Genomic DNA, 24,158 nt, shown 5'->3' with positions numbered 1-24,158 from the left:
CCAGCCATCGCCAGAGGACCACGACATGTTCCTGCACCACAAGAAGCTCATGTATACCGTCAGGGTCGAACGCTCTGATCCCGCACTCGCCACGCTCATGCTGGAACAGTTCGGCGGGCCACAGGGCGAACTTGCCGCCGCCATGCGCTATTTCACCCAGGCCCTCGGCGAAACGGACCCGGGTCGGAAAGATCTTCTGTTTGACATTGCTACCGAAGAGATCAGCCACCTGGAGATCATCGGCACCATCATCTCGATGCTGAATCAAGGCCCGAAGGCGGTTCAGTCCGAAGGCATGGCCGAAGCCGAAGACATGCGTAACCTGGGTGGCAACAGCACCAGCCACACCCAGCAGATCCTCTACGGCGGCGGCCCCGCGCTGGTGAATTCCAGCGGGGTGCCTTGGAATGCGGCTTACGTCGACTCCATCGGCGAGCCGACGGCAGACCTTCGATCCAATATCGCTGCCGAAGCACGCGCGAAGATCGTCTACGAACGCCTCATCAACGTGACGGATGATCCAGGTATCAAGGACGCGCTGCGCTTCCTGATGACGCGCGAGATCGCCCATCAGAAATCGTTTGAGAAAGCGCTGTACAGCATTCGCCCCAATTTCCCGCCCGGAAAGCTGCCCGGCGATCCGGCGTTCACCGATCTCTATATGGACATGTCCCAGGGCGAGGGCGACGTTGAAGGCAGCTGGAACAGCGGTGATCTGTGGGAGCGCGTGAGTGATCGCGATGCCCAGGCGGCCTTGGACGGCGGAGACGGCACCTGTGCGGTTGGCCTTTCCGAGCGTGAGACGCTGGCCCTTGAGGCGGTCAGCCTGCGCACCCTTTCAGACCCTGAAGAGGATCCACTGACGGGCGCCGAACTTGCCACCGGCGACGGTGCGGGCGCGACGAGGAGCCCGGCTCGCGAGCCGTGAAGCATCTGACATGTGGGCGCACAGCAGCGAAGGTCTTGCATACATCCTCTACCTCGTGTGGTTGGGCTTTGGCTGTGTGGATTTTGCCATCCATCGCCGCACGGCCCTCCCGCTTACATCGGGGCTGAGGGAGAGCGCGTTGCACGGCTTTCAACTGTTGGTTGCCGGAGTGGGCGTGTTGCTGTGGGCGGCGTTTGACAGTTCCTGGACCGTTGTGGCCCTGCTGGGCTGCCTGGCTGCCGTCCATGCGGCGGCGGCCTACGTAGACACGGTGGTTGCAGTCCAGAAACGCCGTGTCACTCCACTGGAGCAACATGTCCACAGCGTCCTTGATATCGCCCCCTGGGCGTTCGTCGGCTACACCGCGTGGACTGCGGAGCCGACGTGGACACTGACGTGGGCATCCCAGCCCGTCTGGTTCTGGGTAGCCCTCGTTCTGCCCACGTTGCCGACGGTTCTCCTGCCGTGGATGGCCGAATTCCGCGCTGCGTGGCTGGCAAGGCACAGTGACTGACAGGCCTCTGGTGAAACAGGGGCGCATTACCTACCTGACACAACGAAGATATGAGGATTCGACAATGGCAGATGACAAGAGCAAAACCGGCGCAGCTGACCGCGACCGCATCAACGTCAACGAAGATTACGAGCTGCAGTACTGGACCAAGGCGTTGGGCGTGTCCGCCGACGAGCTTCGTGCGGCGGTCAAAGCCGTGGGGCCAACCGCCGCAGCGGTTCGCGAGCACCTGGGCAAGTAAGGAGGATCCACCGTGTCCTTGGTCGAATACCGCCGCAAGCGCCGCTTTGACCAGACCAGGGAGCCGGAGCCTGGCAAAGCGCTGCCCAAGGGACAGCGCGCCATCTTCGTCGTCCAGCTTCATCACGCCAGCCGACGGCATTACGACTTCCGCCTGCAGGTGGGTGATGCCCTGAAGAGCTGGGCGGTTCCCAAGGGTCCCAGCTATGACCCGAAGGTCAAGCGGATGGCGGTCGAGGTCGAGGACCATCCGGTCGACTACGCGGGCTTTGAAGGCGAAATCCCCAAGGGACAATACGGTGGCGGTCACGTCGCGCAGTTCGATCACGGCGTCTGGGCGACCCAGGGTGACCCGGAGGCGCAGCTTGCCAAGGGCCACCTGCGCTTTGAGCTGTTTGGCACCAAGCTGAAAGGCGGGTGGCATCTGGTGCGGTCCGGCAAGCCCGCCCGTCAGCCGCAATGGCTGCTGTTCAAGGATGACGACGCATTTGCAAGCGATCTGGAAGCGGACGACCTGCTGGCCGACGTGTCCGCACCGCCTGCTGAAGATCTCAAGCGGGCGGGTGGAGGAAAGGCAGACAAGAAGAAGCTCAAAGCCGTGCCCGCCAAGAGGGCGCGTCGAAAGAACTGGGCCAGCAAGGCCATGTCCCTTTCCAAGGCAAAGGAGGCTGCCGCTCCCTCGGGTCCCTTCGAGCCCCAGTTGGCCAAGTTGGGAGACGCGCCACCCCAAGGCGATCAATGGGTCCATGAGATCAAATGGGACGGGTATCGAATCCTGGCCACGGTGGCCGATGGCGCCGTCCGGCTGTGGTCGCGCAATGCCTTGGAATGGACCGACAAGATCCCTGAGATACGCGATGCCGTTGCTGCGCTGGGGCTCCGCTCCGCTGCGCTGGATGGCGAACTCATCGCCGGCTCAGGCACCAAGGAAGATTTCAATCTGCTGCAGGCGACGCTGTCCGGAGAGCGCCAAGGCGCACTGGCCTACGCGTTGTTCGATCTGCTGCACATCGATGGCGTGGACGTGGCCGCCGCGCCCTTGGTGGAGCGCAAAGCGCTGCTGCAGGAACTGGTGGAGGGCCAGACCGGCCACTTGGCCTTCAGCTCTCATATCCAGGGCGATGGCGACCAAGCCTATCGGATGGCCGGCGAGCAGCACTTCGAGGGCATCATTTCCAAGCGGGCGGACCGCGGCTATCACAGTGGCCGAAGCGACGACTGGCGCAAGACCAAGCAGCTGGCCAGCGACGAGTTTGCGGTGGTCGGCTACACGGCGCCCAAAGGCAGCCGCAGTGGTTTCGGTTCGCTCCTGCTGGCCAAGCCCGACGCCAAGCATGGCTGGCTTTACGTGGGGCGGGTGGGCTCTGGCTTTTCCGACCTGCTGATCCAGGAGATCAGCGAAAAAATCCAGGGCGGAGGGAAAAAGCCAACGGCCTACGTTGCTACCGAGGACACGGATCTGCGGGCCGCGAAGTGGTTTGAGCCGCGGTTCGTGGTGGAGGTTTTCTACCGGGGAATCGGCGGGCAGCAGCTGTTGCGGCAGGCATCGCTGAAAGCCGTGCGAGCCGACAAGGAGGTGGCCGATCTGCTGGACTCAGACCGTGCCGCCCAAGGAAAGCCCGCCCCGGGGAAGCGAGCATCGACGGCATCCTCCACCCGCAAGGCCGCCGCAAAGTCCCCAGCCGATCAAGCGCCGCCCAAGCTCTCCTCTCCGGGCAAAGTCCTGTTCCCTGGCGATGGCTATACCAAGCAGGACGTCTGGGATTATTACTCGGCGGTGATGGATCACCTCCTGCCAGAGGTGATCAACCGGCCGCTGTCGATCATTCGCTGTCCCGCCGGTACTGGAAAGCCCTGCTTCTTCCAGAAGCACCACACTGCCGGGCTGGAGCTGGTGGATTCGGTCAAGCTGAAGGAGGACAGCGGCATCAATGCCCATTATCTGGTGGTGCGCGACGCCGCCAGCCTGCTGGAGCTGGTCCAGTTCAATGCACTGGAGTTCCACCCGTGGGGCAGCCATGCCGAAGCGCCGGACCGGGCCGACCGGGTGGTGTTCGACCTCGATCCAGGCCCGGACGTGCCCTTCGCGGAAGTCAAAAAGGCTGCCACCGATATCCGGAAGCTTCTGGCCCGACTGGAGCTGGAGTCCTTCCTGCGGGTATCCGGAGGCAAAGGCCTGCATGTCGTGGTGCCACTCAACCCTGGGTGTGACTGGGATCTGACCAAGCGCTTCGCCAAAGGGTTTGCCGACGCGCTTGCGCAGTCGGAACCGCAGCGGTTCCTGGCCACCTCCACCAAGGCCCTGCGAAGCAAGCGGATCTTTGTGGACTACCTGCGTAACGGTCGAGGCGCCACCGCAGTGGCGTCCTATTCCCTGCGGGGTAGACCAGGCGCGCCGGTGGCCATGCCCTTGGCATGGAGCGAGCTGGCCACGCTGAAGCGTGCCGATGCGTTCACGATCAAGGACGTCCCGGCCAAACTGAAACGCCGGCGCAAGGATCCATGGGAGGGTATTGATTCGCTGCGCCAGAACCTGGCCCGATGGGCTCGAGAAGAGTGATTGCGTGTGACCACGCCCATCAGGTGAAGCCCAGGCTTTGAAGAAGCGAACTCGCGGAGACTACGCGCGCTGCACCGGATTGGCCCAGCACATCCAGGGAAGGGCTTCTGCGCTCGGGCAGGCAGGCCACCGCCTGCTCCACCACCAGGCATTCGTACTCTCTTGAATTCGCATCGATGGCCGTGGCGAGCACACACGAGTCCAGCGCCATCCCTGTCAGCACCAAGGGGCCCGCGTCCAGTTTCTGCAGCAGAATCTGCAGGGGGGTGGACAGGAATGCCGAGTGCTTGGGTTTCAGTACCGAGTAGTGATCCGCCTTGGGGAACAGCGTGCGGGCGATCTGCTGGGGCGCTCCCGGCGTGCGCAGGCATTCGTCGGCCAGCTCGCGGAAACCACATTTCCAGTTGCCGAAGTTGTCGTTGGCGTAGATGACAGGCCAGTCCCTTTCGTCAAACGCCTCGCGGATCGGATGGAGCGCGTGTGCCGCCTCTACGGCGCGGGGCGCCAAGCGTTCTCCGTCCGGAAAGTCGAAACGGCTGAACATGTCAACGATCAGGAGGGCTGGAGTGGGCATGTCAGTCCCCGGTCTGCGAATGGGGCGCCTCTACAGGCTTGGATTGGGGCGAGTCCTTCTGCCTCAGGAAGATTGTAAGAACCACAAGTGCCAGCACGGCCAGGAACTCGCTTTGCCAGTTCTGCATGGACTCGAACCAGAAGTCGCTGCTGAAGAGGTGGTCCAGGAAGGAAGGCGGCAACGTTCCCTGAAGCCGATCCTCATCGCACTTGGCGCGCCAACTTCCCAGCGCATGCAGCGCAAAGGACATTGCAAACAGAGCGAAGAAGGCGATCGCAAGCGAATGCTCATAGAGACGCTTCCAGACACCTCCTTGTCGCACCGGCCAAGGAGCTCGGTCCTTTTCGACCCGAGGTTGTTCCTGCGAGGGGTCCAGAGGTCGGGACTCCGCCGAGCCCCGTTGCCGCAGGCGAACGGTCAGCAGCACGTACATGCCCATCTGCAGGAACTCGCTTTCCCAGTTCTCAAACGTGGCGCTGCTGAAGTGGCCGGTGGCCAGGTAAGGAAGCAACCCAAGCGTGTGAGCCCCGTGCTGGGACAGCTCTTCGTTGTGAACCTGCCATCCGGTCAGCGCCTGGGCGACCAGAAAAACGGCCATCAATGCCAGCAGTACCAGAGACAAGCCGTTGCGACGCCACATCTCTCCGCTCCTGAGAGGCGGGCCCGGAGGACCGCTCCAACTAGGGGTCCTGTCAGGCAGCCTCTGCCGCATCCTGGTTGCCACCCTGTTCCGCCAGTAGTGTCAGCTTCTCGTCGGTGGATTTTTCTTCTTCCAGGGTTTCCAGCAGATACGGCAACGCATCCTTGTAGCCGAGCTGCTTGGCCAAGGCCGCGATGGTGCCGTATGACGCGATTTCGTAATGCTCCACTTTCTGCGCACCGCCGATCAGTGCGGCGTCCCGGACGGGGCCCTTTTCAATGGAATCGATGACTTCCTTTCCCTCTTCCACCAGGCCTTCCATGGCCGCGCACTTGATCCGCTTCAGGCGGATACCGAGGACTTCAACGACATGGTCGATGCGCTCGATCTGACCTTGCGTCTCTTCCAGATGGGTTTCGAAAGCAGCTGCGAGATCCGGGTTGGCTGCCGCCCGGGCAAGACGGGGGAGCGCCTTGGTCAACTGCTTCTCGGCGCTGTAGATGTCCGATAGCTCGTGGACGAACAGTTCTTCTGCGGTCTTGATGGCCATCTTTCATTCCTTGCGGATGCAGGTCAGGGAGAGCCCACCATGCGCCCGGATCCGTCAATGGAAGCGTCAAGGTCTCGCCGAAGCAATGTGATTCCTCGTGATGGTTGCGTTTGAGAATGACCGGTTAAGCGAATCGCCGGGGCAGGCCGGGAGCGCCGTCACCCTGCGCTTCCCACGGGTGGACTATGGTGCTGACTCCTGAGGAGAACAGTGTGCCCATTCGTGCAGTCGGCTACATGAGCCAAGCGAGGCAGCCTTGGAACCGCGAAGATCTGGACGCGCTGGTTCAGCGTGCGGCCGCTTTCAACCTGGACGCCGGGGTGACCGGGGTGCTGCTCTTTGATGGCGTCAGTTTCCTGCAATATATCGAGGGGCCGGAGGAGGGCGTGGAGCTGGCCTACAGACGTATTCTTTCGTCGGCTTTCCACTCCGAGATCGTGGAACTGGGGCGAGGGACCGTTGGCAGCAGGCTTCTGCCTTACTGGTCCATGCATTGGCTTCTGGCCGATCCCAGTCAGCTGCGCTCGGTTGCCCGTGCTGACTGGACGGGGTTCGTCAGATCAACCCACCCGTCCCCGCGACGGTCTACTGCGATGGACCGTCTTCAGGTTTATCTGCATCCCTACCTCGCGCGGCCTCAGTAGAACGTCCCCGTTGGCACGCGCTGTCTGCCGCTGGTCGGACCGAACGTGATCTACCCGGAGAATGCACGCGATCGGAACACGCCTTCCTCGCATCAAGGCTTATGCTTGGGGGATTCCGGGGGGATTCGCAAAAAGTGGAGCAGCCGATGCCTATCAGGGCCGTTGCATACATCAGCGAAGCCGGCCCAGCCGTTGCGGGTGACATGTTGGGCCTGGGCAGTGGAAAGCTGGACGAACTGGTTGACGACGCCGCGCGGTTCAATCGCGATGCCGGGGTCACCGGAGTGCTGCTGTTCGATGGCCTCCGGTTCCTCCAGTACATGGAAGGACCCGAAGACGGCTTGAGCGTGGCGTACTCGCGGGTACAGGGTGCCTCCAGCCACACAGGGCTCATCGAACTGCACCGTGGCAGGGTTGGAAGCCGGCGCCTGCCGTTCTGGCCGATGCGCTGGCTCCCGATGCAGCCCGATGAGCTGGAGCGACTGGCGCGTGCTGACTGGACTGGATTCGCGCAGCGCACCGGAGATGCGGAGGCGGCCGAAGCAGCAATGGATATTCTGACGTCGTGGGTTGAACCGTATACCTCGGTCGCGTAACGCGACGTGCTCTTCAGGGGTGGATAGCCGGATCGCCTTCGCAGGGCATGCAGCGCTCCTTCTTCGACTTGATATTCGCCGCCGTCTTCGCAAGCGCCTCGTAGCGCTGGCGGATCTCCTCAAGGTGAGCCGGCTCCATCGACTCCAGATTCAACAGCTCCTGGTTGGCATCCTTGCTGACCCGGATCAGCTCATCCAGCTTGATGTGCAACGCAGCGGTATCGGCGTTCTGCGTGTGCTGGATCAGGAACACCATCAGGAAGGTGACGATGGTGGTACCGGTATTCACCACCAGCTGCCACGTGTCGTTGAAGTGGAATGCAGGCCCGCTGGCGGCCCAGGTGATGATCACGCCCAGCGCGGCGACAAACGCTCCCAGGCTGCCGGACAATCGTGCGGTCGCGGCCGCGACGCGCGCAAATCGCGGCCGGATCATTGCTCACCTCCCGCGGCCTCCTCATCCGTGCGCCGGTCTGGTAACTTCACCCGCTCATCGAGGCGCTTCTGCTGCTCTTCCGGCGTTGGCGCGGCAACGAACGGAGAGATGGGGTCGCTGGCGGGGAAGGTTTCCTTAAGTGCTTCATCATGATTGCGGTGGTTATGCAGTTTCGCCCGCAGCGGGCTGACGGGATCGACAGCCCGCGCCTCCGGATCTGGGTGGGGAAGGTCTTTCTGATCGCGTTGCATGGTGTGTCTCCAGTGGGGTCGCCATTGTTCCGATGGCGTGCCCAGCATAGAAACTGCACCTTGATCGACCCCATCAAGACCGAGGCAAAGGGGTGTCAATCTTTCAGCCAGCAATCGTTAACACCTCTGCTGTGTTCACGACAGCGTGCGCCACACCGTTTCATCTCCCGCAGGCTCAACCGCCGCGCAGGTCGCTCTGGGCGGGTTGATCGCCCGGGCCAGATCACCCAGCGTGTAGGGCTTCCGCAGCAGCGCGAAGCCGTGATTGGTCTCGCGTGCCAGTAGCTCGCTGTAACCACTGGTAAGCACCACATGCAGATCGGGATAGCGCTCGCGAAGCGTCTTCGCCAGCTCCAGGCCGCTGATGCCCGGCATGACCACATCGGAAAAAACAGAGTGGTAGCGCCGATGGTTCTGCTCCAGCTCGGCCAAGGCATCGCTGCCATTGCGGGCCAGGAAGACGCCGCAGCCGAGTTCGTGCAGTGCAGACACCGCAAATGCAGCCACATCCACGTTGTCTTCCACCACCAGCACGTTCAGGCCCTTGGCATCGTGCAACGACTGCATCTCGGACACACCGACGGCCGCAGGCGTCTGATGTGTCAACGGCAGATAGAGCACGAAGGTGCTGCCTTCGCCCACCGTGCTTTCAACATCCACCTCGCCCTCGGATTGCTTGACGAAGCCGAACACCTGGCTGAGCCCCAGCCCGGTGCCTTCACCCACACCCTTGGTGGTGAAGAACGGATCGAACACGTGGGTCATCACCGAAGCATCAATACCGCACCCATCATCGCTGACCGATACCGCGGCAAACATGCCTTTCAGCGGTGGCGCAAACCGTACCGATGGCATCGCCTCCACCCGCCGCACGCAGATGCGCACCGTGCCGTGCTCGGCAATCGCGTCGCGCGCATTTACCGCCAGGTTGATCAGCGCGGTGTCCAGCTGTGTCTTGTCCAACAGCACATGCAATGGTTCGTCGGGAAGCTCGAGCTGCAGGCCGACCCGCCCGCCGAGCAGGGTGCGGATGATGTCGGCCAATCCCTCGATGCCCGCGCAGAGATCGAATACTTCGGGTGACAGCGTCTGCCTGCGCGAGAAGGACAGCAGATGGGACACCAGGCTGGTGGCGCGGTCGGCCGCTGCACCGATGGCCTCGATATGGCGATTCTGCCGCTCGTCGCGAGGGCTGCCGTAACGCAGCATGTCCACCGAACCGGTGATGACCTGCAGAAGATTGTTGAAATCGTGGGCGACACCGCCGGTCAACTGGCCAATGGCTTCCAGCTTCTGCGATTGCCGCAGCTGCTCGCGCGCCCTCATCAGTTCGGCATGGGCCAGCCTCGCCTCCTCGCTGATGGCCTCCACCTGCCGTGAGTGCTCAGTGCGTTCGGAGACGAACTCGGTCTGGTCGCTGACCACGCACAGGATGCCGCCGACGCTGCCGTCAGCGATGCGGATGGGCGAGTACGAGAATGTCCAGAAGGTCTCCCGCCGCGTGCCGTCGCGATCCATGAACACGCGCAGATTGCGGAAGCTGCGATGGGTACCGGCCATGGTATCGGCAATCGCGCCGCCCAGCTCGTCCCAGACGTCGTGCCAGACAATCCTGACCGGGCTGGCCATGGCGCCGTGCAGCTTGTTTCCCATCCACGGCGAGAATGCGTCGTTGAAGTAGAACAGGTTGTCCGGTCCCCACGCGATCCACAGCGGTTCGGGGCAGTCCAGGATCATCGTCAGCACGGTGCGGAGTTCTGCGGGCGCTGATTCAGCCAACCCCGCGTGCACCCACGCGCTGTCCTGCAGCAGTCTGTATGCCAGGGAGTCGGGACAGGACACCGGTAGGTCGCAACGCCGCATGTGAAGACCTGTTGAGCATCTCCTCACAGGGTAAACATGAACGGTACAGATTGCGTGACGGCCGCGGTTTCACAGCGAAGGGGACAGGCAAAGACCCGGCGTTGACGCAGGATCCGTACATTTTCTTACAGGCAAACCCATCCATAAGCACCATGGCAAACCGCGCAATCGCCTACGCCAGCGAGGCACTTCCCGGTCTTGATCCACAGCGCCTGACCGCGATGGTCGAAGACGCGGCCCGATTCAATCATGATGCCGGGATCACCGGCGTGCTGCTGTTCGATGGGCAGCGTTTTCTACAGTACATCGAAGGCCCGGAAGATGCCTTGGGCGTGGCGTATTCGCGCATTCTGGGCGCCAGCAGCCATCGCGAGATCGTCGAGCTGGCGCGCGGGCGCGTGGGTCGCCGGATGTTCCCGTATTGGTCAATGAGGTTGCTGCCTGCCGATGCACACGAGCTGAGCCAGGCGGCCTATGCAGACTGGCGTGGCTTCGTCAGACGGGCCGGACGTGAGGGCAGCCCCTGGGCTGCCATGGACCACCTGAGCGCGGTGGTGCAGCCGCATCTGGGCTGATCTTCGCCCGGCGATCCCGGGCGCTATGCATCAAGCAGTGCGATGACCTCGCGCATGCCCAGCACCTTTGCGGCGCCGGAGCGCTGCAGCAGCTGCAGCGCCGGCTTCTGTCGATCCGGCAGGGCAGCGGTCGCTTCCCATGCGACGACCGTCTCGTATTCACGCGAATTGGCGTCGAGGGCAGTGGCCAGCACGCAGGAATCCAGCGCCATGCCGGCAAGGATCAGGCGCTGCACGCCCAGCTTGGCCAGCAGCACGGGCAGGGGTGTTGCCAGAAACGCGGAATGCTTGGGCTTGAGGATGAAGTAATGGCGCGGCTGCGGGGCCAGGCGTTCGGCAATGTCTGCAGCATGCCCGCCACGCTGGCGACATGCCTCAACCAGGCCTGGGAAGTCACGCTTCCAGTCGCCAAAGTTGTCGTTGGCGAAGATGACGGGCAGATCCCGCTCGTCGAATGCAGCGATGAGAATCGAGGCCTTGTGGGCTGCGCGGACTGCCGCCGGGCCGAGCGCGCGGCCCTCGGGGAAGTCAAAGAGGCTGAACAGGTCGATGATGATCAGCGCGCTTTTCGTGTTCATGGTCAGCGTCCATCACTATCCGCGCTTGCGTTGCGGCGGCGCTGCCACGCCAGCACCTGGCCGATCACCGCGGTCAACAGCAGCAGCGCATTGGTGACCACGAACACGGTAGAGCCTAGTAACGCGCTGTAGATAGTAAACAGGGTGGAGGCGGTCATCTGGCCTAGGAACAGCCATTTCGACACGGTTTCCGGGTGAGGAGATTGCCACTGTTTGACCATCTGCCGGATCAGGGTGGCCATCAATACCACGGTGGCCATCCAGCCCAGGACGTCTGGATGCATGCAGGCACCTCGGTATATGTGCGCAAGGAAGACGCCGCCGTTGGTGGCGGCGTCATGGCAGGCCAGTGCCTGGGTTACGCCGCCTGAGCGGCCTTCGCGTTGCCGCCACTTTTGGCGAGCAACGTGAGCTTCTCGTCGGTGGCCTTTTCTTCCTCAAGGGTTTCCAGCAACAGCGGCAGCGCATCCTTGTAGCCCAGCTGCTTGGCCAATGCCGCGATCGTGCCGTAAGAGGCAATCTCGTAATGCTCGACCTTCTGCGCGCCGCCGATCAGTGCGGCATCGCGCACCGGACCCTTGTCGATTGCATCGATCACTTCCTTGCCTTCCTCGACCAGACCCTCCATTGCCGCACACTTGATGCGTTTCAACCGGATGCCCAGTACTTCCACGACCTGGTCGATGCGTTCGATCTGTCCCTGCGTTTCCTCAAGGTGGGTTTCAAACGCCGTGGCCAGTGCGGGGTTGTCGGCTGCACGGGCCAGGCGTGGCAATGCTTTGGTCAGCTGCTTCTCGGCGCTGTAGATGTCGGAGAGTTCATGGATGAAAAGGTCTTCCGCTGTCTTGATGGCCATGTGGGCATCCCGTCGTGAAGGAGCCTGCAGACTAGAGGGGTGCCCTGAAAATTCCGTCGAACGGACAGTGAAGGAGAGGTCTCGACTTGAGCCTGTATCTTCGCGCTCGGTTAGCGCTTCCTGGTCATAAGCAGCCCCCGGGGAGCCCTCTCACTCCAACGAGGGCTCTTCACAGCGCTCGCTGACCACGCCGCCCCCAATGAAGCTGCCCACAGCCGCAACAAAGCAGCCAGGCGCCACCAACGGCAACAGGTGGGCACCGCGGTCGACCGTGTGGAACGTGACAGGACCTGACCTGCGGAGCAAGGCAGCGTGTTCCTGGGCACCGGCGTAGGCGGTATTCGGATCCAGCGTCCCCTGCAGGATCAGTGTCCGTGGCAGGGTGTCCGGGGTTTTTCCGAACCAGTCATCACGCGGGTAACGCGGGACACTGCCACTGACGAGCAGGCCGGGAATGGGACTGACGAACAACGCATCTTTGGCCTCTTCGTTCACGGTCTCCATGCTGAGCTCCGGACGTGCGTTGTTCTCCGAAGCGGCGATGAGCATCACCAGCGGCAGGGCCGGCTGGTTGTTTCCTGCCTGTCCCAGCTGCGCCAGCGCGGCATTCCAGTCCTTTACTGTGGCAACGAGGGTGCGGGCATCACCCTCGGAAAGGTCCTGCACGATCTTCGGCATTCGATCGCGCAGCGCAGGGAAGCTCAGCAGAGCGGCGAAGAACCGGCGCAGGTCGCCGCCCGGCACGTCCTTCTGCCAGGCCGCATCTTTCACGGCCAGCAGCGTCCGATATTGTTGGAGGCTACGTTCATCCATGCTCTGCCGCCCGACCTGGTCAACAAGCGCGGTGCGCCGGCTGAGGTCCCATGTTTCAGTGGTCTCGGGCGGCACCAGTCCGTCGAGGATGAGCCCATCCACATCAAGATCATTGACCTGGAGCGAACGCAACGCCAGCTGGGTGCCGTAGGAAACGCCATACAGCAACACCTGCCCGCTGCGATCTGCCTGTGACATCAGAGTGCCGAGGTCCTGCGCAGCCTCGGTAATGGAAAAGGCCGACGTGCGCTGCAGGTTGGCGTACATGCTGCCGATGCACGGGCCCCATTCGGCGTCTGCCAACCCCGTGCCTGCCGGGCTTTCCGGTGCCTCCTGGATCGGGCAGATCCTCGATGACCGGCCCGTGCCCCGGTGGTCGGGGATCACAAGATCAAACCCGGGGAACGCACGCTGGTAGATCTGGATCAGGGGATACAGGGACGCCCCCGACTCGCCCGGGCCGCCAGAGATCAGCCAGACCTCGCCTCGTCTGGGTACGTCCGCACTGGCCGCGATGCGCCGCAGGAACAGTGTGATGTGCTCGCCTGATGGATCGGCATGGCGAAGTGGAACGTCCACAGTGGCGCACTGTGATCCGAGCAGGGCGGCTGACGTGCCGTCCTCGCAAGCACGTGCCTTGGGTGCAGATGCACTGGCAATTACGGGTGAGAACAGAAGCAGTACCGCCCACAGCGCACTACGACGCATCGGCCATCCCTTGGCTTGAATGAGTGCCTACGATGAGGGCTGGACGAGGAAAGGGGCGAATGCCGGAAGTAACCCAGAGCGGCTGTTGCTGGCTGGTGCTGACTGGAGGAGGACAATCATTCCCGACCAGGCAGCGCCCCGGCTGCCCCGGCGGTTTCATGGGATGATGCGCTACCGCGCCCGACTGCACATACATGCACACCCTGACCGATCCCAATCTCCTGAACGACATCGCTGAGATTGGTCGTATCGAGGCGGTGCCGCGCATTCTTGAAACCGTGGCCCATATCACCGGCTCGAGGTTCACCGCGATTGCCCGGGTGACCGAGACGACCTGGACGGCCTGCGCCACCTTGGACACCCTGGGGTTTGGGCTGGTCCCAGGCGGGCAACTGATCCTGGAAACCACCATCTGCGACGAGATCCGGCAGTCACCCACCTCGGTGGTTTTCGCGCACGCCAGTGCACACCCGCTGTATTCCAAGCATCACACCCCGCGGATCTACGGGCTCGAGAGCTACGCATCTGTGCCGATCCATCGCCCGGACGGCAGCTTCTTCGGCACCCTCTGCGCTATTGATTCGTCGCCGGGCAACTTCGATGAAGCCCATGTCCGGCGATCGATGGAGCTGCTTGCCGACCTTGTTGGGAACTACCTCGACACGGAGGATCGCCTTCTGGAAGCAAAGACGGCGCTCTCCGATGCACAGCGGGTTTCAGACCTGCGCGATCAGTTCATTGCGGTGCTGGGCCATGATCTTCGCAGCCCGCTGCAGGCGATCAGCGTGGCCGCCGATTCGCTGGAAATGGACGCAACCTCCGAGCGTCAGCAGCAGATGCTCGCGCACATCGCATCGGGCGTCACCCGTATGGATGGGCTGATCAACGATGTGCTCGATTTCGCCCGGGGCAGGTTGGGTGGCGGCATTCCGATCTCGTTGCTCGAAAGCCATTCGTTGCAGGCTGATCTCGAACGCGTGGCGGCGGAGGTGGCAATCGCAACCGGCCGCCAGGACATCAGTGTTCAGATGCAGATCGAGGGCAGCGTGGTCTGCGACCCCAGCAGGCTTTCGCAACTGCTGGCCAACCTGCTGACGAACGCCGCCCAGCACGGCGAGCGCTCTGCGCCTGTCACGTTGAGGGTTCACGCCGCCTCCAATCGTCTGACGCTGGATGTGCACAACGCCGGCTGCATTCCGTCGGAGAGGCTGGGCAACATTTTCAGCCCGTTTTCGCGAGAGCAGGGCGAGCTGCCCAGGCCCGGCCTGGGTCTGGGCATTTACATCGCATCGGAAATTGCCAGGTCTCACGGCGGGACGCTCGAGGTTGCGTCCAATGAAGGCGCGGGAACCTTGTTTACGTTCCAGATGCCAAGCGCGGGACGTTCATAAGGAAGGGTCGAAGGCTGTTTCCTGCACTTGACGAGAATGACACCCATGCGTGGATCGCTGGTTGAGTGGGTATTTGTGATCGCCGGGCTGCTGGGCGTGATCGGGTTTGCGAATTCGGAGTTTCAACCCAGCAGGGGACTGCTGATCGCCGGCGGCGTCAATGCAGTGGCAGCCACTTTCTGGGCCGTGTGGGCGCAGCCCAGGCCCGAGGAGGTTTACTCACCTCTTCATGGCAGGCGCAGGCTGGCGCGTTCGCCGTACTCCCCGATATGGGTGTTGATTCCTGTGGCACTGGGGGCCGCCTGGGTGTTCACCGTCTACGGTGCGGGGCTGGTCCTGGCCTCCGCCCTCGGGGTCGAGCACACCCGAAGGGGATCGTGATGTACAGCGCAAGGCACGAGCCCTCTGCACGCGCGTGCCTGTACCGGCGACCCTGCACGCACCTCGCTGTTGTACTGCAGACTGCGCGCGGACCGCTGCCCATCGGGCATTGCGACGAGCATCTGGCGGGCACCATCCTGCCCGCTGGCTCAACCGTAACGTACCGCACGCGCGAATCGGCACTTGGGCTGTTTGCTGTGCAGGATCTGGCTCTGCCGCAGGTGGATGCGGCGTTGGAGATGGCCAAGCAGGCAGAGGAGCAAGCGGCCCGCGCCGAGGGACGGCGCTAGCGTCTGCCATCATTCAAGGATTGGAGACAGCATGAAAAAATTCTCAGCCATTGGAAGGATGTTTGCACTCCTCCTTGCAGCATCAGGCTTGAATGCATGCGTCGGTGCGCCGCCGCCGCCCCCGGGGACGCCGCAGGCGCTGCTCGCCACGGTTGCGAAGTCAGACGTTCGCGACTTTTGGACAAATGACTTTGGCAGGGCAAAGCGAACAGGTGGCTATTCGGTCATCGTGCCTGTCGAGAGTGCGCAGAAACTGCTTGAATCGGTCCGGGGACAGGTGCCCTCCGGCTACGTCGCCTTTGTTGGGACAATCCACAATATCGATGACCCCAGGATCAAGGGCGCTGAACTGGTCATGGCACCGGGTCAGGACCAGTTCGACATCGTCCGCCTGGCGGCTACGGATGCTGTCAACCATGACATGACCACCGATCAGATCATCGAGGAGCTGAGACGGTGGGACGCTCAGTTCGGGATTGATATCTGGCAGGCTGAGACCGACACCGTTCAACTCAAACTCAAGTCCATTCCAGAGGATCTTCCAGAGTTCTCCCAAAGGCTTTATGAGTTCTGCCCGGATATCGTTGACCAAGGGGTGGGTGACATCGAGTCACTTCAGGCGGGGATCAAACAGGAAGGAGTGATCGTCCTCTGGTGGGACTAATGGTGTGGTGTCTGATCGAGGAATTACTGAAGTGATCAATCAAGCTGTGGAAGTCAGGGCGAAGCGAATCCTGGGTCGCCTGGGTGGCTATGAGTCTGTGGACGATTCTGCGCGCCAGCCAATCGCGGGAGTCCGGCTTGGGAAATGGATCGGGCGTTACAGCAATCCTGGAGGGATGGATATCGTTGATGTCTTCGAGGATGGGCTCGCATGGGATGGGGGCCTGACAGGAAGCGTCAGGTACGACCAGATCTCTGCGGTGAACGTGTCTGATGGCATAGACAGCAGAGCGGTGATTTTGACCAAGGCTGACGGGGAGGCAGTCAGGGTCACCATTGCCGGAGGCGAGGGAAGGATCCGCGACTCGATGGAGTTTTATCGCTTTGTCTCCAGGGTGATTGGATGGGATATTCGTAACGACAGTTCGCGGCAGCAGGTAGTGGCCATGCGTCCCTGATAGGGCACGTTGCTGGTAGCGGAGATGCTTTCAGGCAGCCGCCTTGCCCCGATCCAACTGCCGATATCCAATCGCCTCCGCCAGGTGCGCCGTCCCGATCCGCTCGCACGCATCCAGATCCGCAATCGTGCGAGCCACCCGCAGAATCCGGTGCATCGCCCGCGCTGAGAGCTGCAAGCGTTCAATTGCCTGCTCCAGCAGATCCTGATCGCCCTCGCTCAACCGCGTGCATGCCCGCAGCGCTGCCGGCGGCAGATGTGCATTCAACGCACCCCGCGCGCGCTGCCGCGCATGCGCCGCTTCGACCCGTGCGCGCACCACCGCGCTCGGCTCGCCCAGCGGCGTACTTTCCCGCAGCTCCACCGCATCCATCCTTGCCACACTGATATGCAGGTCGATGCGGTCCAGCAGCGGCCCCGATACGCGTGCGCGGTAACGGGTGATGCGCTCATCCGTACACAGGCAGCGATTGCTGCGGTCCCCCGCCCATCCACACGGGCAAGGATTCATCGCCGCCACCAACTGGAACCGCGCCGGGTACTGCACACTGCGCGCCGCACGCGCGATGCGGATATGCCCGGACTCCAAGGGCTCACGCAGCGTCTCCAAGGCACTGCGGTTCCATTCCGGCAGCTCGTCCAGGAACAGCACCCCGTAGTGGGCGAGCGAAATCTCTCCGGGGCAGGGTGGATTGCCGCCGCCTACCAACGCCGCCGCGCTCGCGCTGTGGTGGGGCGCGCGAAACGGCCGTTGCCGCCAGCGCCGCGGGTCCAGCCCTTCGCCACTCACTGATGCAATCGCGGCCAACTGCAGCGCTTCGTTCTGCTCGGTGTCCGGCAGCAGGCTGGGCAGGCGCGAGGCCAGCAGGGTTTTCCCGCAGCCGGGGCTGCCGATCAGCAGCAGATGGTGGCCACCGGCGGCGGCCACTTCCAATGCGCGCCGCGCGTGTGCCTGCCCGCGCACGTCGGCCAGGTCGGGCAGGGGCAGCGGCGTGGTGTCCACGCGCTGCACCGGCGGCAGCAGGCGTGGATTGCCCAGCCCGGCGCAGCACTCCAGCAGGGTGCGGGCCACGCGCACGTCGGCATGCTCGGCCAGCGCAGCCTCGGCGGCGTTGCCCGGCGGCACCACCAGGATGCGACCAGCCTCGGCGGCGGCAATCGCGGCGGGCAGCGCGCCGCTGACCGGACGCAGTTCGCCGGTCAGGCCGAGCTCGCCGAGAAACTCGTAGCCCAGCAGCGATTGCGGTTCGACCTGGCCGCTGGCGGCGAGGATGCCCAGCGCGATGGCCAGATCGTAGCGGCCGCCCTCCTTGGGCAGGTCGGCCGGGGCCAGGTTCAAGGTGATGCGCCGCTGCGGGAAATCGAAGCGCGCGCACAGCAGGGCGGCACGCACGCGCTCGCGCGACTCGCGCACGCTGGCTTCGGCCAGCCCGACGATCTGGGTGACCGGCAGGCCGCCGGACAGATGCACTTCCACCCGCACCAGCGGGGCATCGACCCCGGCGCGGGCACGGCTGTAGACCAGCGCCAGGCTCATGTGTGGTTCCTGCAGAGGATGGCCTGATGGTGCCGTCTGCGCACGGTGGGCGACCATCGGCCTTTGCAGGTGCGCTGCCTAGGGTTTTTCCGGGCGGCGGCGATAGGCTTCAGGGTAAAGTTGCAGCAGATCGGGCTGGAAGCCATGCCGCAGCTGCTGCGGACGTGCCCGACCACGATTGGCAAGGAGCCGGAATGCGCGTCAAGACGATTGCGATGGGCTGGGTACTCGTGGGCCTGTTCGGTGCGGGCAAGATCGCTGCTGCCACCACGACCATCAACGAACCTGCGCGCGGCACCACTGCCGAGCTGCTGCAGGGCATTCCAGCGACCGATCAGACCTCGTCCGCTTCCGCCTACCGCTATGTGCGCCACTGCCTGGCCAGGCGCCAGTTCGAGACGTTTCTGCGAAGCGATGGGATCGATCCCGATGCGACGTCATCCCTCCAGGCGCGGGCGGCGGCGCTGCCGAAGCCGACGCTTGCGCGTTATCTTGAGAGGGTGCGCCTGATCGATGGTCGCCGCGCCGCATGCGCATCCTGGGAGCAGAGCGTGCCGCCGGACAACGCGGCACTGCAGGTCTATCTGCTGGCCTTGGACAATGCAGTGGCCGGCGACGCGCGTGCCGCTGCCTGCTTCGTCGCAATGCCGTGGGCGGAACCCGCGCATGCAACGCCTGCCTACGCGCGGTTTGCAGCCCTCTACGCCGCACAGGCCCGCAGCTTGATCGAGGCTGGCATTGCCAGGGGCAGCTGGTTGATGGTGCGCGCCGCGTCTGGCCGACTCAACGCGCACCCGCATGTGACGGGGTCGCTGCCGTTCGAGCCTGCAATGGCCTACCGGATTTACCGGCTCATGCAGATGGGAATCGAAGATTCCGCACTTTCTGCGACCTATGCCGTGGATGCCCGCACCCACGCCGCAAGGTTGTCGCCTGCGGCAGTGGAGGTGCTGGAGAGGGACGTGCAGTCCCAGTTCCAGAAGGCATTTGCCGGCCGGGGCGGCGATTCGGATTCGTTTACCCGGCTGTGCGAATGAGTACAGGACGGACGTCGCGCGCCGCTGGGGAAGGGAGGGATTTCTGTATGGCATGGCCACGCGGGCGCATCCTGCTGGGACTGACGGCGTTGCTGGCGTCCTGCGTAACACCCTTCCAGCGTCCGCGGCGGAAAAATTCCGGCTGGATATATTCGATAACGCTGACGCGCGCAGATTCGAGATCACCTTGACCTCCCTCGACACGCGCGCGATGTGCGTCTCTGCCGAGAACTGGCCAAATGACATCGGCGGTTTCGATGTGTCGCAGGAATCGACCTACCTGCAGGTTGATGCACAGGCGCTGGTGCCGAGCAGCAGTTTCTCCAGCATGTACTGCCCCGGTGGCTGCGGTGAGCATCGCATTCCCCCAGGGCGACGCTGCGACGCACGATCAACTACGCAACGTTCGGCGATCCCGGGACGATTGCTGCATCGCCGTCAAAGCTGCTGCACTTCGTAGCAATGCCGTACTACTGCCGCTGATCTGCCCCAGATCAGGCAGGAGCAGATCAGAGCTTTGCTGCGTGGTCCCAGTAACACACCGCCATCGCCGGCCCATAGCGCGCCATCAACGCATCCACCGCCTCCTGGCTCTGAGGGCCTGCGTTGCTCGACACCGGCGCGCCGATGCCGGCCAGTACCGCATCAGAGAGCTGCATCAATGTCATCTCGCGGTCGGCGGGGCAGTGCCGCATGACAATGAGATTGGGTTGGTTGAGCCTGTCCATCCATTCGAACAGCTGCGGATAGATTGACGCGCGGCGCAGGAACGCATCCTGTCGTTCGATGTTGCGCTGCAGGCGTTGCCTGCCTTCGGCGGTGACGTCGGGCAGCTTCTTCATGCGGGGCACGATGCCGCCATGAAACAGCACGACGCTGTCGGCCATGACGTGGCGCGTGTGCGCGGGCAGGAACAGATAGTTGGCACAGAACGACACGCATACCTGATAGGCGTGGACGCTGGCCTTGCGATCAAGAATCGCATCGCCCATGTCCATGCCCAGCTCGACGTCGCCGCCCAGCGAGCGAACGATCACCTGCGGCGTGATATCGGCTGGGATGTTCGCCATCTGCGTGAGGAACGCATCGCGGCTTTCGCTGGTCAAGCTGCTGGTGAAGTCGGCACAAAGCGTATCGGGTGCGACCGTTCGTACCTCCGCCGGCGCGCTGGATGGGCGTTCCTTCATCCAGGCCACGCAGCGCTCGGTGGCAGCCGGATCCAGTCCGTCGGCGGCCATCGCGGCGCCGGGCAGGGCCAGCGCTAACAACAACGCACAGCATCGAAACATGATCGTGACTCCTGTCGGGATCGAGGGGCGTCCGGTGCCCGGTGTGGTCGTTCAGACGCTATCACGGAAGAAGGGGATGTGGGACCCGTTGTCTGCGAGGCGGTCCAAAGTCGATCACGGGGCAGTCCACTTCCTGCGTGACGTCATAGGCATCAAGTGCATCTCATGGGCACGCAGAGAGCAAAGGCCGCCAGCTGTGCCACGCAGATGATGAAGCGCTGGCGTATCAACTGATTCCCGCGATTGCGACAGGCTCGGATGCCGTCGATAGCAAGAATCTATTGGCAGAGCGAAGGGTGGAGTGGAAGAAACGTACTCGACCCGCATGAGGCCGCGGGCATCGAATTTGCCGTACATCGGCAGATCCTCACGAGCCGCTGGGCTTGTCGGGGCACATCGAAGCGCCAAGGAGAGGTTATGAAAGAGATCAGACAGACCGCTGAAACCAATCACCCGTTCGTCTATGACGAGAACGGCCTTTGCGAAGTGCGTGACCCGCGCGCTCTGGAAATGCTGGGCGCCGGAGGCGTCCAGGCTGCCGGCGCGGTCTGCAAGGTAAACAGCGGGAACTGCGTTTCCGGCTGTGCATGCAAGTGATCCTGAGACTTGCACTTGATGTGCCGCCCTTGCGGCGGCGCATCTCTTCCAGCGTACCAAGGAGAGGAGCGCATGCGATACGCGTTGGAACTCGCACTATCCGGCATCCATAGATCGAAACTTCTCAGCATCCTGATCGTGCTCGCCGTGGCAACAGGCATAAGCGCGTTTGCCACGATGCTGCTGATCCGGATCGGTCTCGGTGGCGACCCCGCACCCAGCATCAGTCATTCTCTCTATCACGTGGAGCTTGATCTTCGGGATGATGCCGCCCGATCCAGCTCTGCCCGGCCGCTGCCTGTGCTGTCGCTCCACGATGTGCAGGAGATCACTCGGCTCAACGGCGTCCCGAGCGTCGCAACGTCATCATCCTGGCTTCCCTACAGGCCCATGGGAACGGATCGGCCGCTCGGCATGATTGCCGTTCGAGGTTTTACGTCAGGTGCGCATTCCCTGCTCGACCTGAAGGTGCTCTCCGGGGCCTTCTGGCGATCCGATGATGACCAGAATGGAGCGCGCGTTGCAGTGATCTCTCGGTCACTCTCGAGGGAGCTGTTCGGATCGGAATCTGCGGTGGGCAGACAGATTGAGCTGGCCACGCGGAGCTTCGCCATCGTCGGCGTGGTGGAGGACTGGAATCCCATTCCACGATTCCACGATCTTCGGGGCGGTGCCTACGCGGAGAGCGAACGTCTCTACATCCCGCTGGCGGCATGGCGTGCGCTGCCAAAGGACTACGGCATGGGTGCGATGTCCTGTCGCGACGGCGTCCCTGAGGATCCGGAGAGCCCATCGTGCGCGTGGCTGCAGCTATGGGTCCAGCTGAACGACACGCAGGCGCTCGGCACATTCAGCAGTGCGCTGCACCGCTATGGGCTGGCGCAGGTCGATTCAGGCAGAGCCACTGACGTGTTCTCCCGCGTGGCACCGCTCAAGGAGTGGCTGGCGATCAATGACGTACTTCCCGATGAAGTCAGTACACAGCTGTGGTTCGCAGCCGGTGTCCTGGTCATCTGCCTCGTGAATGCCGCCGGGCTCTTCCTGGCTGGCTTCGTGGGTCGGTCCAGGGAGATCGCCATTCGCCGGTCGCTTGGCGCAACCCGAGGAGACATCGTAAGGCAGCTCGCCGTTCATTCAGCCGTGCTGGGGGCCGCCGGAGGACTCGTCTCCATTCCAATGGTCTTCCTCGGATTCCGGGTCGTGCAGGATCTCTCCAGTGCGTATGCGTCGCACCTTTCCATTGCGTGGTGGTACGTGGCCCTGTGCCCCCTGATCGCGGCGATGTCTGCACTTCTGTCGGCGTCGATTCCGCTGTGGGGAGCCAGCCAGCGATTCGTATCGTTGCGCATGGGGGAAGTGCCATGACGCTGGTTCACGCGATGATGACGACGCTGAGAACGGTGTCGAAGCACCTCACCGTAGTCGCGCTCATGGTGCTTCAGATCTCAGTTTCCATGGCGGTGCTTGCAAACATATCCACCATTGTTCTGGAGGCTTCGGAGCGCATCGATGCCGAGTCCGGCCTGAGCGAGGCCCGTATCGCCGTGGTGCAGAACATAGGCGTCATCGGCTTCGAAGATGCCGCAACCAGTTCGGGCGCCGGGCTGCGTGCACTGCGGGACGTGCCAGGTGTCAGTGCCGCAGCAATCGGCCCGGTCCCTTTCGCGGTGGAGCGTGGGTCGGTGTGGCTGGAGAAGTCCAACCGCGATGCGTCAGGGCACCCGTATATCTACTTTGGAAGTGAGCAGCTCGCGAGCGTACTGGGTACGTCAGTTGTCCAGGGCGTTGCACTGGATAGCCTGCAGGCACCCGCCGTAGAGGACGTACTTGAGCCCAACAGCACGCTGGCCGTGCCAGCGGTCGTCACCCAGAGTCTCGCCAAGCGCCTTTTCCCTGCGGGCGGGGCTATTGGGAAAATGATCCACGCCGAGGTGTGGGGCAGCTATCCGCTGACCCTGCGAGTCGTGGGTATCACGGCAGACTTCAGGAGCGCATCCACCGGTGATGCCAGCGACTACGAGGCCGTGATCTCGGAAGTGAAGATCGATACCGAGAGTATCGGGGGGCTGTATGCCGTCCGTCGGAGCGTGCCATTTGATCTGGAGGCGAAGCGGGCCGTGATTCGCGCCCTGTCCTCGTCCATGCCTGGCTTTGTACAGGAGCCGGTTCGCTCCGTTGCCGAGCTCAGGACAGCGCACTTCGCCAAGGACGCATCCAGGTCAAATGTGTTGCTGGCAGTGGTTGTTGTTGTGACCGCTTCTTCAGCGCTGGGGGTGTTCGGAATGAGCCACTACTGGGTCTCTTCCAGACAGCGGTCGATTGCCATCCGGCGCGCTCTCGGGGCATCCCGGCGTGACGTGGTGGCCCTCTTTGCGGTGGAGAGTGCCTTTGTTGCCGGGCTTGGCGTGATCCTGGGTGCAGGGTTGGCCGTAGCGGTGAATCGTCTTCTTGCGCTCCAGCTGGAGATGGCTGCAGTAAGCGCCGCTTCGGTGGCGCTGGGTGCGGGACTGACGTTGCTGAGTTGCCAGATCGCCGCTCTGATTCCCGCTTTGGGCGCGGCCAAGGTTGATCCCGCCCTGGCGTTTCGCCAGCGATGACCGCGCGTCCAGGAGAAGAGCATGGTTCTTGGGTTGTGGCATCGCTGGATGCTTCGGAGTCGAGACGTCGTCCTTCAGTCCGAGTCAACGGAGTGTGGGTTGGCATGCTTGGCGATGATCGCTGCCAGATACGATCGGCGGGTAACCCTTCGCTGGCTGCGGCGTCGATACCCGGTTTCACTTCGAGGTACGACGGTTGCTCGTCTCTCGGAGATTGCCCGCGACCTTGGCTTGCAGCACCGCGTGTTTGCCGGAACCGGGTCAGCGCTGAGTAAGCTTGATGCGACCTGCGTTCTTCTGGTTGATGACTGCCATTTCGTGGTCGTCGAACGATATGGATCCGAGCAGTTTCTTGTGCTCGACCCGGCTGTCGGTGAGCTGGTTCTTTCCTGCGCCGAATTGGAGAAGCGATTCTCCGGTGCACTGCTTCGGTTTACTGGCGGTAGCAGACAGTGTGAAGACATGCCGGTGGAGCCAAGCCCCGGGTTCTACCCCGATATCACGGACGGTTCTAAAAGAGCTGCAACCTTCTGATCCTGCCTGGCGACCCTTCGCCGCATCCTTGGGTTATGGCGTCGCTCGATGTAGTCAAA

29 protein-coding genes are annotated in these 24,158 nt (G+C 63.0%); 17 read left to right on the top strand and 12 right to left on the bottom strand.

All coding sequences use genetic code 11. The features are described 5' to 3' along the window. Window positions 1–25: 25 nt before the first annotated feature. The 4 genes from ACVOK1_RS10990 to ligD all read left to right on the top strand — a co-directional run bounded on the left by ACVOK1_RS10990 (window position 26) and on the right by ligD (window position 4,242). Window positions 26–928 carry a manganese catalase family protein gene (locus ACVOK1_RS10990; RefSeq protein WP_481562052.1) on the top strand — a complete coding sequence of 301 codons (903 nt, stop codon included), beginning with the start codon at window positions 26–28 and terminating at the stop codon, window positions 926–928. Between the two features lie 10 nt (window positions 929–938). Continuing rightward, window positions 939–1,442, top strand: a complete 504-nt coding sequence (locus tag ACVOK1_RS10985) for a hypothetical protein (RefSeq protein WP_481562051.1) — start codon at window positions 939–941, stop codon at window positions 1,440–1,442. A 64-nt stretch (window positions 1,443–1,506) separates the two neighbouring features. Next, on the top strand, window positions 1,507–1,683 hold the full coding sequence (locus ACVOK1_RS10980; RefSeq protein ID WP_481562050.1) for a DUF3606 domain-containing protein: 177 nt from the start codon (window positions 1,507–1,509) through the stop codon (window positions 1,681–1,683). 12 nt (window positions 1,684–1,695) lie between these two features. Further along, window positions 1,696–4,242 carry a DNA ligase D gene (gene ligD, locus ACVOK1_RS10975; protein ID WP_481562049.1) on the top strand — a complete coding sequence of 849 codons (2,547 nt, stop codon included), beginning with the start codon at window positions 1,696–1,698 and terminating at the stop codon, window positions 4,240–4,242. 19 nt (window positions 4,243–4,261) lie between these two features. Here the strand turns inward: ligD and ACVOK1_RS10970 are convergent, their stop codons facing one another. From ACVOK1_RS10970 to ACVOK1_RS10960, 3 genes are read right to left on the bottom strand one after another with little or no spacing between them, the layout of a single operon-like run. Further along, window positions 4,262–4,816 (bottom strand): cysteine hydrolase family protein, encoded by a 555-nt coding sequence (locus ACVOK1_RS10970; RefSeq protein WP_481562048.1) that lies wholly within the window; start codon window positions 4,814–4,816, stop codon window positions 4,262–4,264. A gap of 1 nt (window position 4,817) precedes the next feature. After that, complete coding sequence (locus ACVOK1_RS10965) at window positions 4,818–5,456, bottom strand: DUF6766 family protein (protein ID WP_481562047.1); 639 nt, start codon at window positions 5,454–5,456, stop codon at window positions 4,818–4,820. Between the two features lie 52 nt (window positions 5,457–5,508). Then, window positions 5,509–6,006 carry a YciE/YciF ferroxidase family protein gene (locus ACVOK1_RS10960; protein WP_481562046.1) on the bottom strand — a complete coding sequence of 166 codons (498 nt, stop codon included), beginning with the start codon at window positions 6,004–6,006 and terminating at the stop codon, window positions 5,509–5,511. 212 nt (window positions 6,007–6,218) lie between these two features. Here ACVOK1_RS10960 and ACVOK1_RS10955 point away from each other — a divergent pair, with 212 nt between their 5' ends. Continuing rightward, window positions 6,219–6,650 carry a BLUF domain-containing protein gene (locus ACVOK1_RS10955; protein ID WP_481562045.1) on the top strand — a complete coding sequence of 144 codons (432 nt, stop codon included), beginning with the start codon at window positions 6,219–6,221 and terminating at the stop codon, window positions 6,648–6,650. A gap of 146 nt (window positions 6,651–6,796) precedes the next feature. After that, window positions 6,797–7,246, top strand: coding sequence for a BLUF domain-containing protein (locus tag ACVOK1_RS10950; RefSeq protein WP_481562044.1), 450 nt, complete (start codon window positions 6,797–6,799; stop codon window positions 7,244–7,246). Window positions 7,247–7,259: 13 nt separating this feature from the next. Here the strand turns inward: ACVOK1_RS10950 and ACVOK1_RS10945 are convergent, their stop codons facing one another. The 3 genes from ACVOK1_RS10945 to ACVOK1_RS10935 all read right to left on the bottom strand — a co-directional run bounded on the left by ACVOK1_RS10945 (window position 7,260) and on the right by ACVOK1_RS10935 (window position 9,670). Next, window positions 7,260–7,682 (bottom strand): low affinity iron permease family protein, encoded by a 423-nt coding sequence (locus ACVOK1_RS10945; RefSeq protein ID WP_481562043.1) that lies wholly within the window; start codon window positions 7,680–7,682, stop codon window positions 7,260–7,262. Then, window positions 7,679–7,933 (bottom strand): hypothetical protein, encoded by a 255-nt coding sequence (locus tag ACVOK1_RS10940; protein WP_481562042.1) that lies wholly within the window; start codon window positions 7,931–7,933, stop codon window positions 7,679–7,681. Before ACVOK1_RS10940 ends, ACVOK1_RS10945 begins: the two co-directional genes overlap by 4 nt. Window positions 7,934–8,068: 135 nt before the next feature. Further along, complete coding sequence (locus ACVOK1_RS10935) at window positions 8,069–9,670, bottom strand: ATP-binding protein (protein ID WP_481562066.1); 1,602 nt, start codon at window positions 9,668–9,670, stop codon at window positions 8,069–8,071. Window positions 9,671–9,948: 278 nt separating this feature from the next. Between ACVOK1_RS10935 and ACVOK1_RS10930 the strand changes: the two genes are divergently transcribed. Next, entirely contained in the window at window positions 9,949–10,371 is a 423-nt protein-coding gene (locus ACVOK1_RS10930; protein WP_481562065.1) for a BLUF domain-containing protein, read from the top strand. Between the two features lie 23 nt (window positions 10,372–10,394). Here the strand turns inward: ACVOK1_RS10930 and ACVOK1_RS10925 are convergent, their stop codons facing one another. From ACVOK1_RS10925 to ACVOK1_RS10910, 4 genes are all read right to left on the bottom strand, one after another. Beyond that, entirely contained in the window at window positions 10,395–10,949 is a 555-nt protein-coding gene (locus tag ACVOK1_RS10925) for a cysteine hydrolase family protein (RefSeq protein WP_481562041.1), read from the bottom strand. Between the two features lie 2 nt (window positions 10,950–10,951). Further along, a complete protein-coding gene (locus ACVOK1_RS10920; RefSeq protein ID WP_481562040.1) occupies window positions 10,952–11,233 on the bottom strand; it encodes a hypothetical protein in 282 nt (93 codons plus the stop codon). Window positions 11,234–11,307: 74 nt separating this feature from the next. Then, a complete protein-coding gene (locus ACVOK1_RS10915; RefSeq protein WP_108770300.1) occupies window positions 11,308–11,805 on the bottom strand; it encodes a YciE/YciF ferroxidase family protein in 498 nt (165 codons plus the stop codon). 150 nt (window positions 11,806–11,955) lie between these two features. Further along, window positions 11,956–13,326 carry an alpha/beta fold hydrolase gene (locus ACVOK1_RS10910; RefSeq protein ID WP_481562039.1) on the bottom strand — a complete coding sequence of 457 codons (1,371 nt, stop codon included), beginning with the start codon at window positions 13,324–13,326 and terminating at the stop codon, window positions 11,956–11,958. A gap of 194 nt (window positions 13,327–13,520) precedes the next feature. Here ACVOK1_RS10910 and ACVOK1_RS10905 point away from each other — a divergent pair, with 194 nt between their 5' ends. The 4 genes from ACVOK1_RS10905 to ACVOK1_RS10890 all read left to right on the top strand — a co-directional run bounded on the left by ACVOK1_RS10905 (window position 13,521) and on the right by ACVOK1_RS10890 (window position 16,509). Next, a complete protein-coding gene (locus ACVOK1_RS10905; protein WP_481562038.1) occupies window positions 13,521–14,717 on the top strand; it encodes a GAF domain-containing sensor histidine kinase in 1,197 nt (398 codons plus the stop codon). Window positions 14,718–14,762: 45 nt separating this feature from the next. Beyond that, window positions 14,763–15,098, top strand: coding sequence for a hypothetical protein (locus tag ACVOK1_RS10900; RefSeq protein WP_481562037.1), 336 nt, complete (start codon window positions 14,763–14,765; stop codon window positions 15,096–15,098). A gap of 321 nt (window positions 15,099–15,419) precedes the next feature. Continuing rightward, window positions 15,420–16,052 (top strand): DUF4253 domain-containing protein, encoded by a 633-nt coding sequence (locus ACVOK1_RS10895; protein ID WP_481562036.1) that lies wholly within the window; start codon window positions 15,420–15,422, stop codon window positions 16,050–16,052. Between the two features lie 31 nt (window positions 16,053–16,083). Further along, window positions 16,084–16,509: a hypothetical protein gene (locus ACVOK1_RS10890; RefSeq protein ID WP_481562035.1), complete on the top strand. Its 426-nt coding sequence runs from the start codon at window positions 16,084–16,086 to the stop codon at window positions 16,507–16,509. A gap of 30 nt (window positions 16,510–16,539) precedes the next feature. On the opposite strand, the gene ACVOK1_RS10885 is transcribed toward ACVOK1_RS10890, so the two are convergent. After that, entirely contained in the window at window positions 16,540–18,045 is a 1,506-nt protein-coding gene (locus ACVOK1_RS10885; RefSeq protein ID WP_481562034.1) for a YifB family Mg chelatase-like AAA ATPase, read from the bottom strand. Window positions 18,046–18,239: 194 nt separating this feature from the next. Between ACVOK1_RS10885 and ACVOK1_RS10880 the strand changes: the two genes are divergently transcribed. Then, window positions 18,240–19,082, top strand: a complete 843-nt coding sequence (locus tag ACVOK1_RS10880) for a hypothetical protein (protein WP_481562033.1) — start codon at window positions 18,240–18,242, stop codon at window positions 19,080–19,082. Between the two features lie 52 nt (window positions 19,083–19,134). Next, entirely contained in the window at window positions 19,135–19,542 is a 408-nt protein-coding gene (locus tag ACVOK1_RS10875; RefSeq protein ID WP_481562032.1) for a hypothetical protein, read from the top strand. A gap of 49 nt (window positions 19,543–19,591) precedes the next feature. Here the strand turns inward: ACVOK1_RS10875 and ACVOK1_RS10870 are convergent, their stop codons facing one another. Further along, on the bottom strand, window positions 19,592–20,371 hold the full coding sequence (locus tag ACVOK1_RS10870) for a hypothetical protein (RefSeq protein ID WP_481562031.1): 780 nt from the start codon (window positions 20,369–20,371) through the stop codon (window positions 19,592–19,594). 417 nt (window positions 20,372–20,788) lie between these two features. Between ACVOK1_RS10870 and ACVOK1_RS10865 the strand changes: the two genes are divergently transcribed. From ACVOK1_RS10865 to ACVOK1_RS10850, 4 genes are all read left to right on the top strand, one after another. Continuing rightward, on the top strand, window positions 20,789–20,968 hold the full coding sequence (locus ACVOK1_RS10865) for a hypothetical protein (protein ID WP_164074200.1): 180 nt from the start codon (window positions 20,789–20,791) through the stop codon (window positions 20,966–20,968). 72 nt (window positions 20,969–21,040) lie between these two features. After that, window positions 21,041–22,333 carry an ABC transporter permease gene (locus ACVOK1_RS10860; RefSeq protein WP_481562030.1) on the top strand — a complete coding sequence of 431 codons (1,293 nt, stop codon included), beginning with the start codon at window positions 21,041–21,043 and terminating at the stop codon, window positions 22,331–22,333. Beyond that, window positions 22,330–23,565, top strand: coding sequence for an ABC transporter permease (locus ACVOK1_RS10855; protein ID WP_481562029.1), 1,236 nt, complete (start codon window positions 22,330–22,332; stop codon window positions 23,563–23,565). The genes ACVOK1_RS10860 and ACVOK1_RS10855 overlap by 4 nt, the downstream gene beginning before the upstream one ends. Window positions 23,566–23,586: 21 nt before the next feature. Beyond that, complete coding sequence (locus ACVOK1_RS10850) at window positions 23,587–24,099, top strand: cysteine peptidase family C39 domain-containing protein (protein ID WP_481562028.1); 513 nt, start codon at window positions 23,587–23,589, stop codon at window positions 24,097–24,099. The last annotated feature ends 59 nt before the right edge of the window (window positions 24,100–24,158 follow it).

The sequence above is a fragment of the Stenotrophomonas sp. STEN087 genome (assembly GCF_056759115.1).
This window is presented reverse-complemented; position numbering and strand designations above follow the sequence as displayed.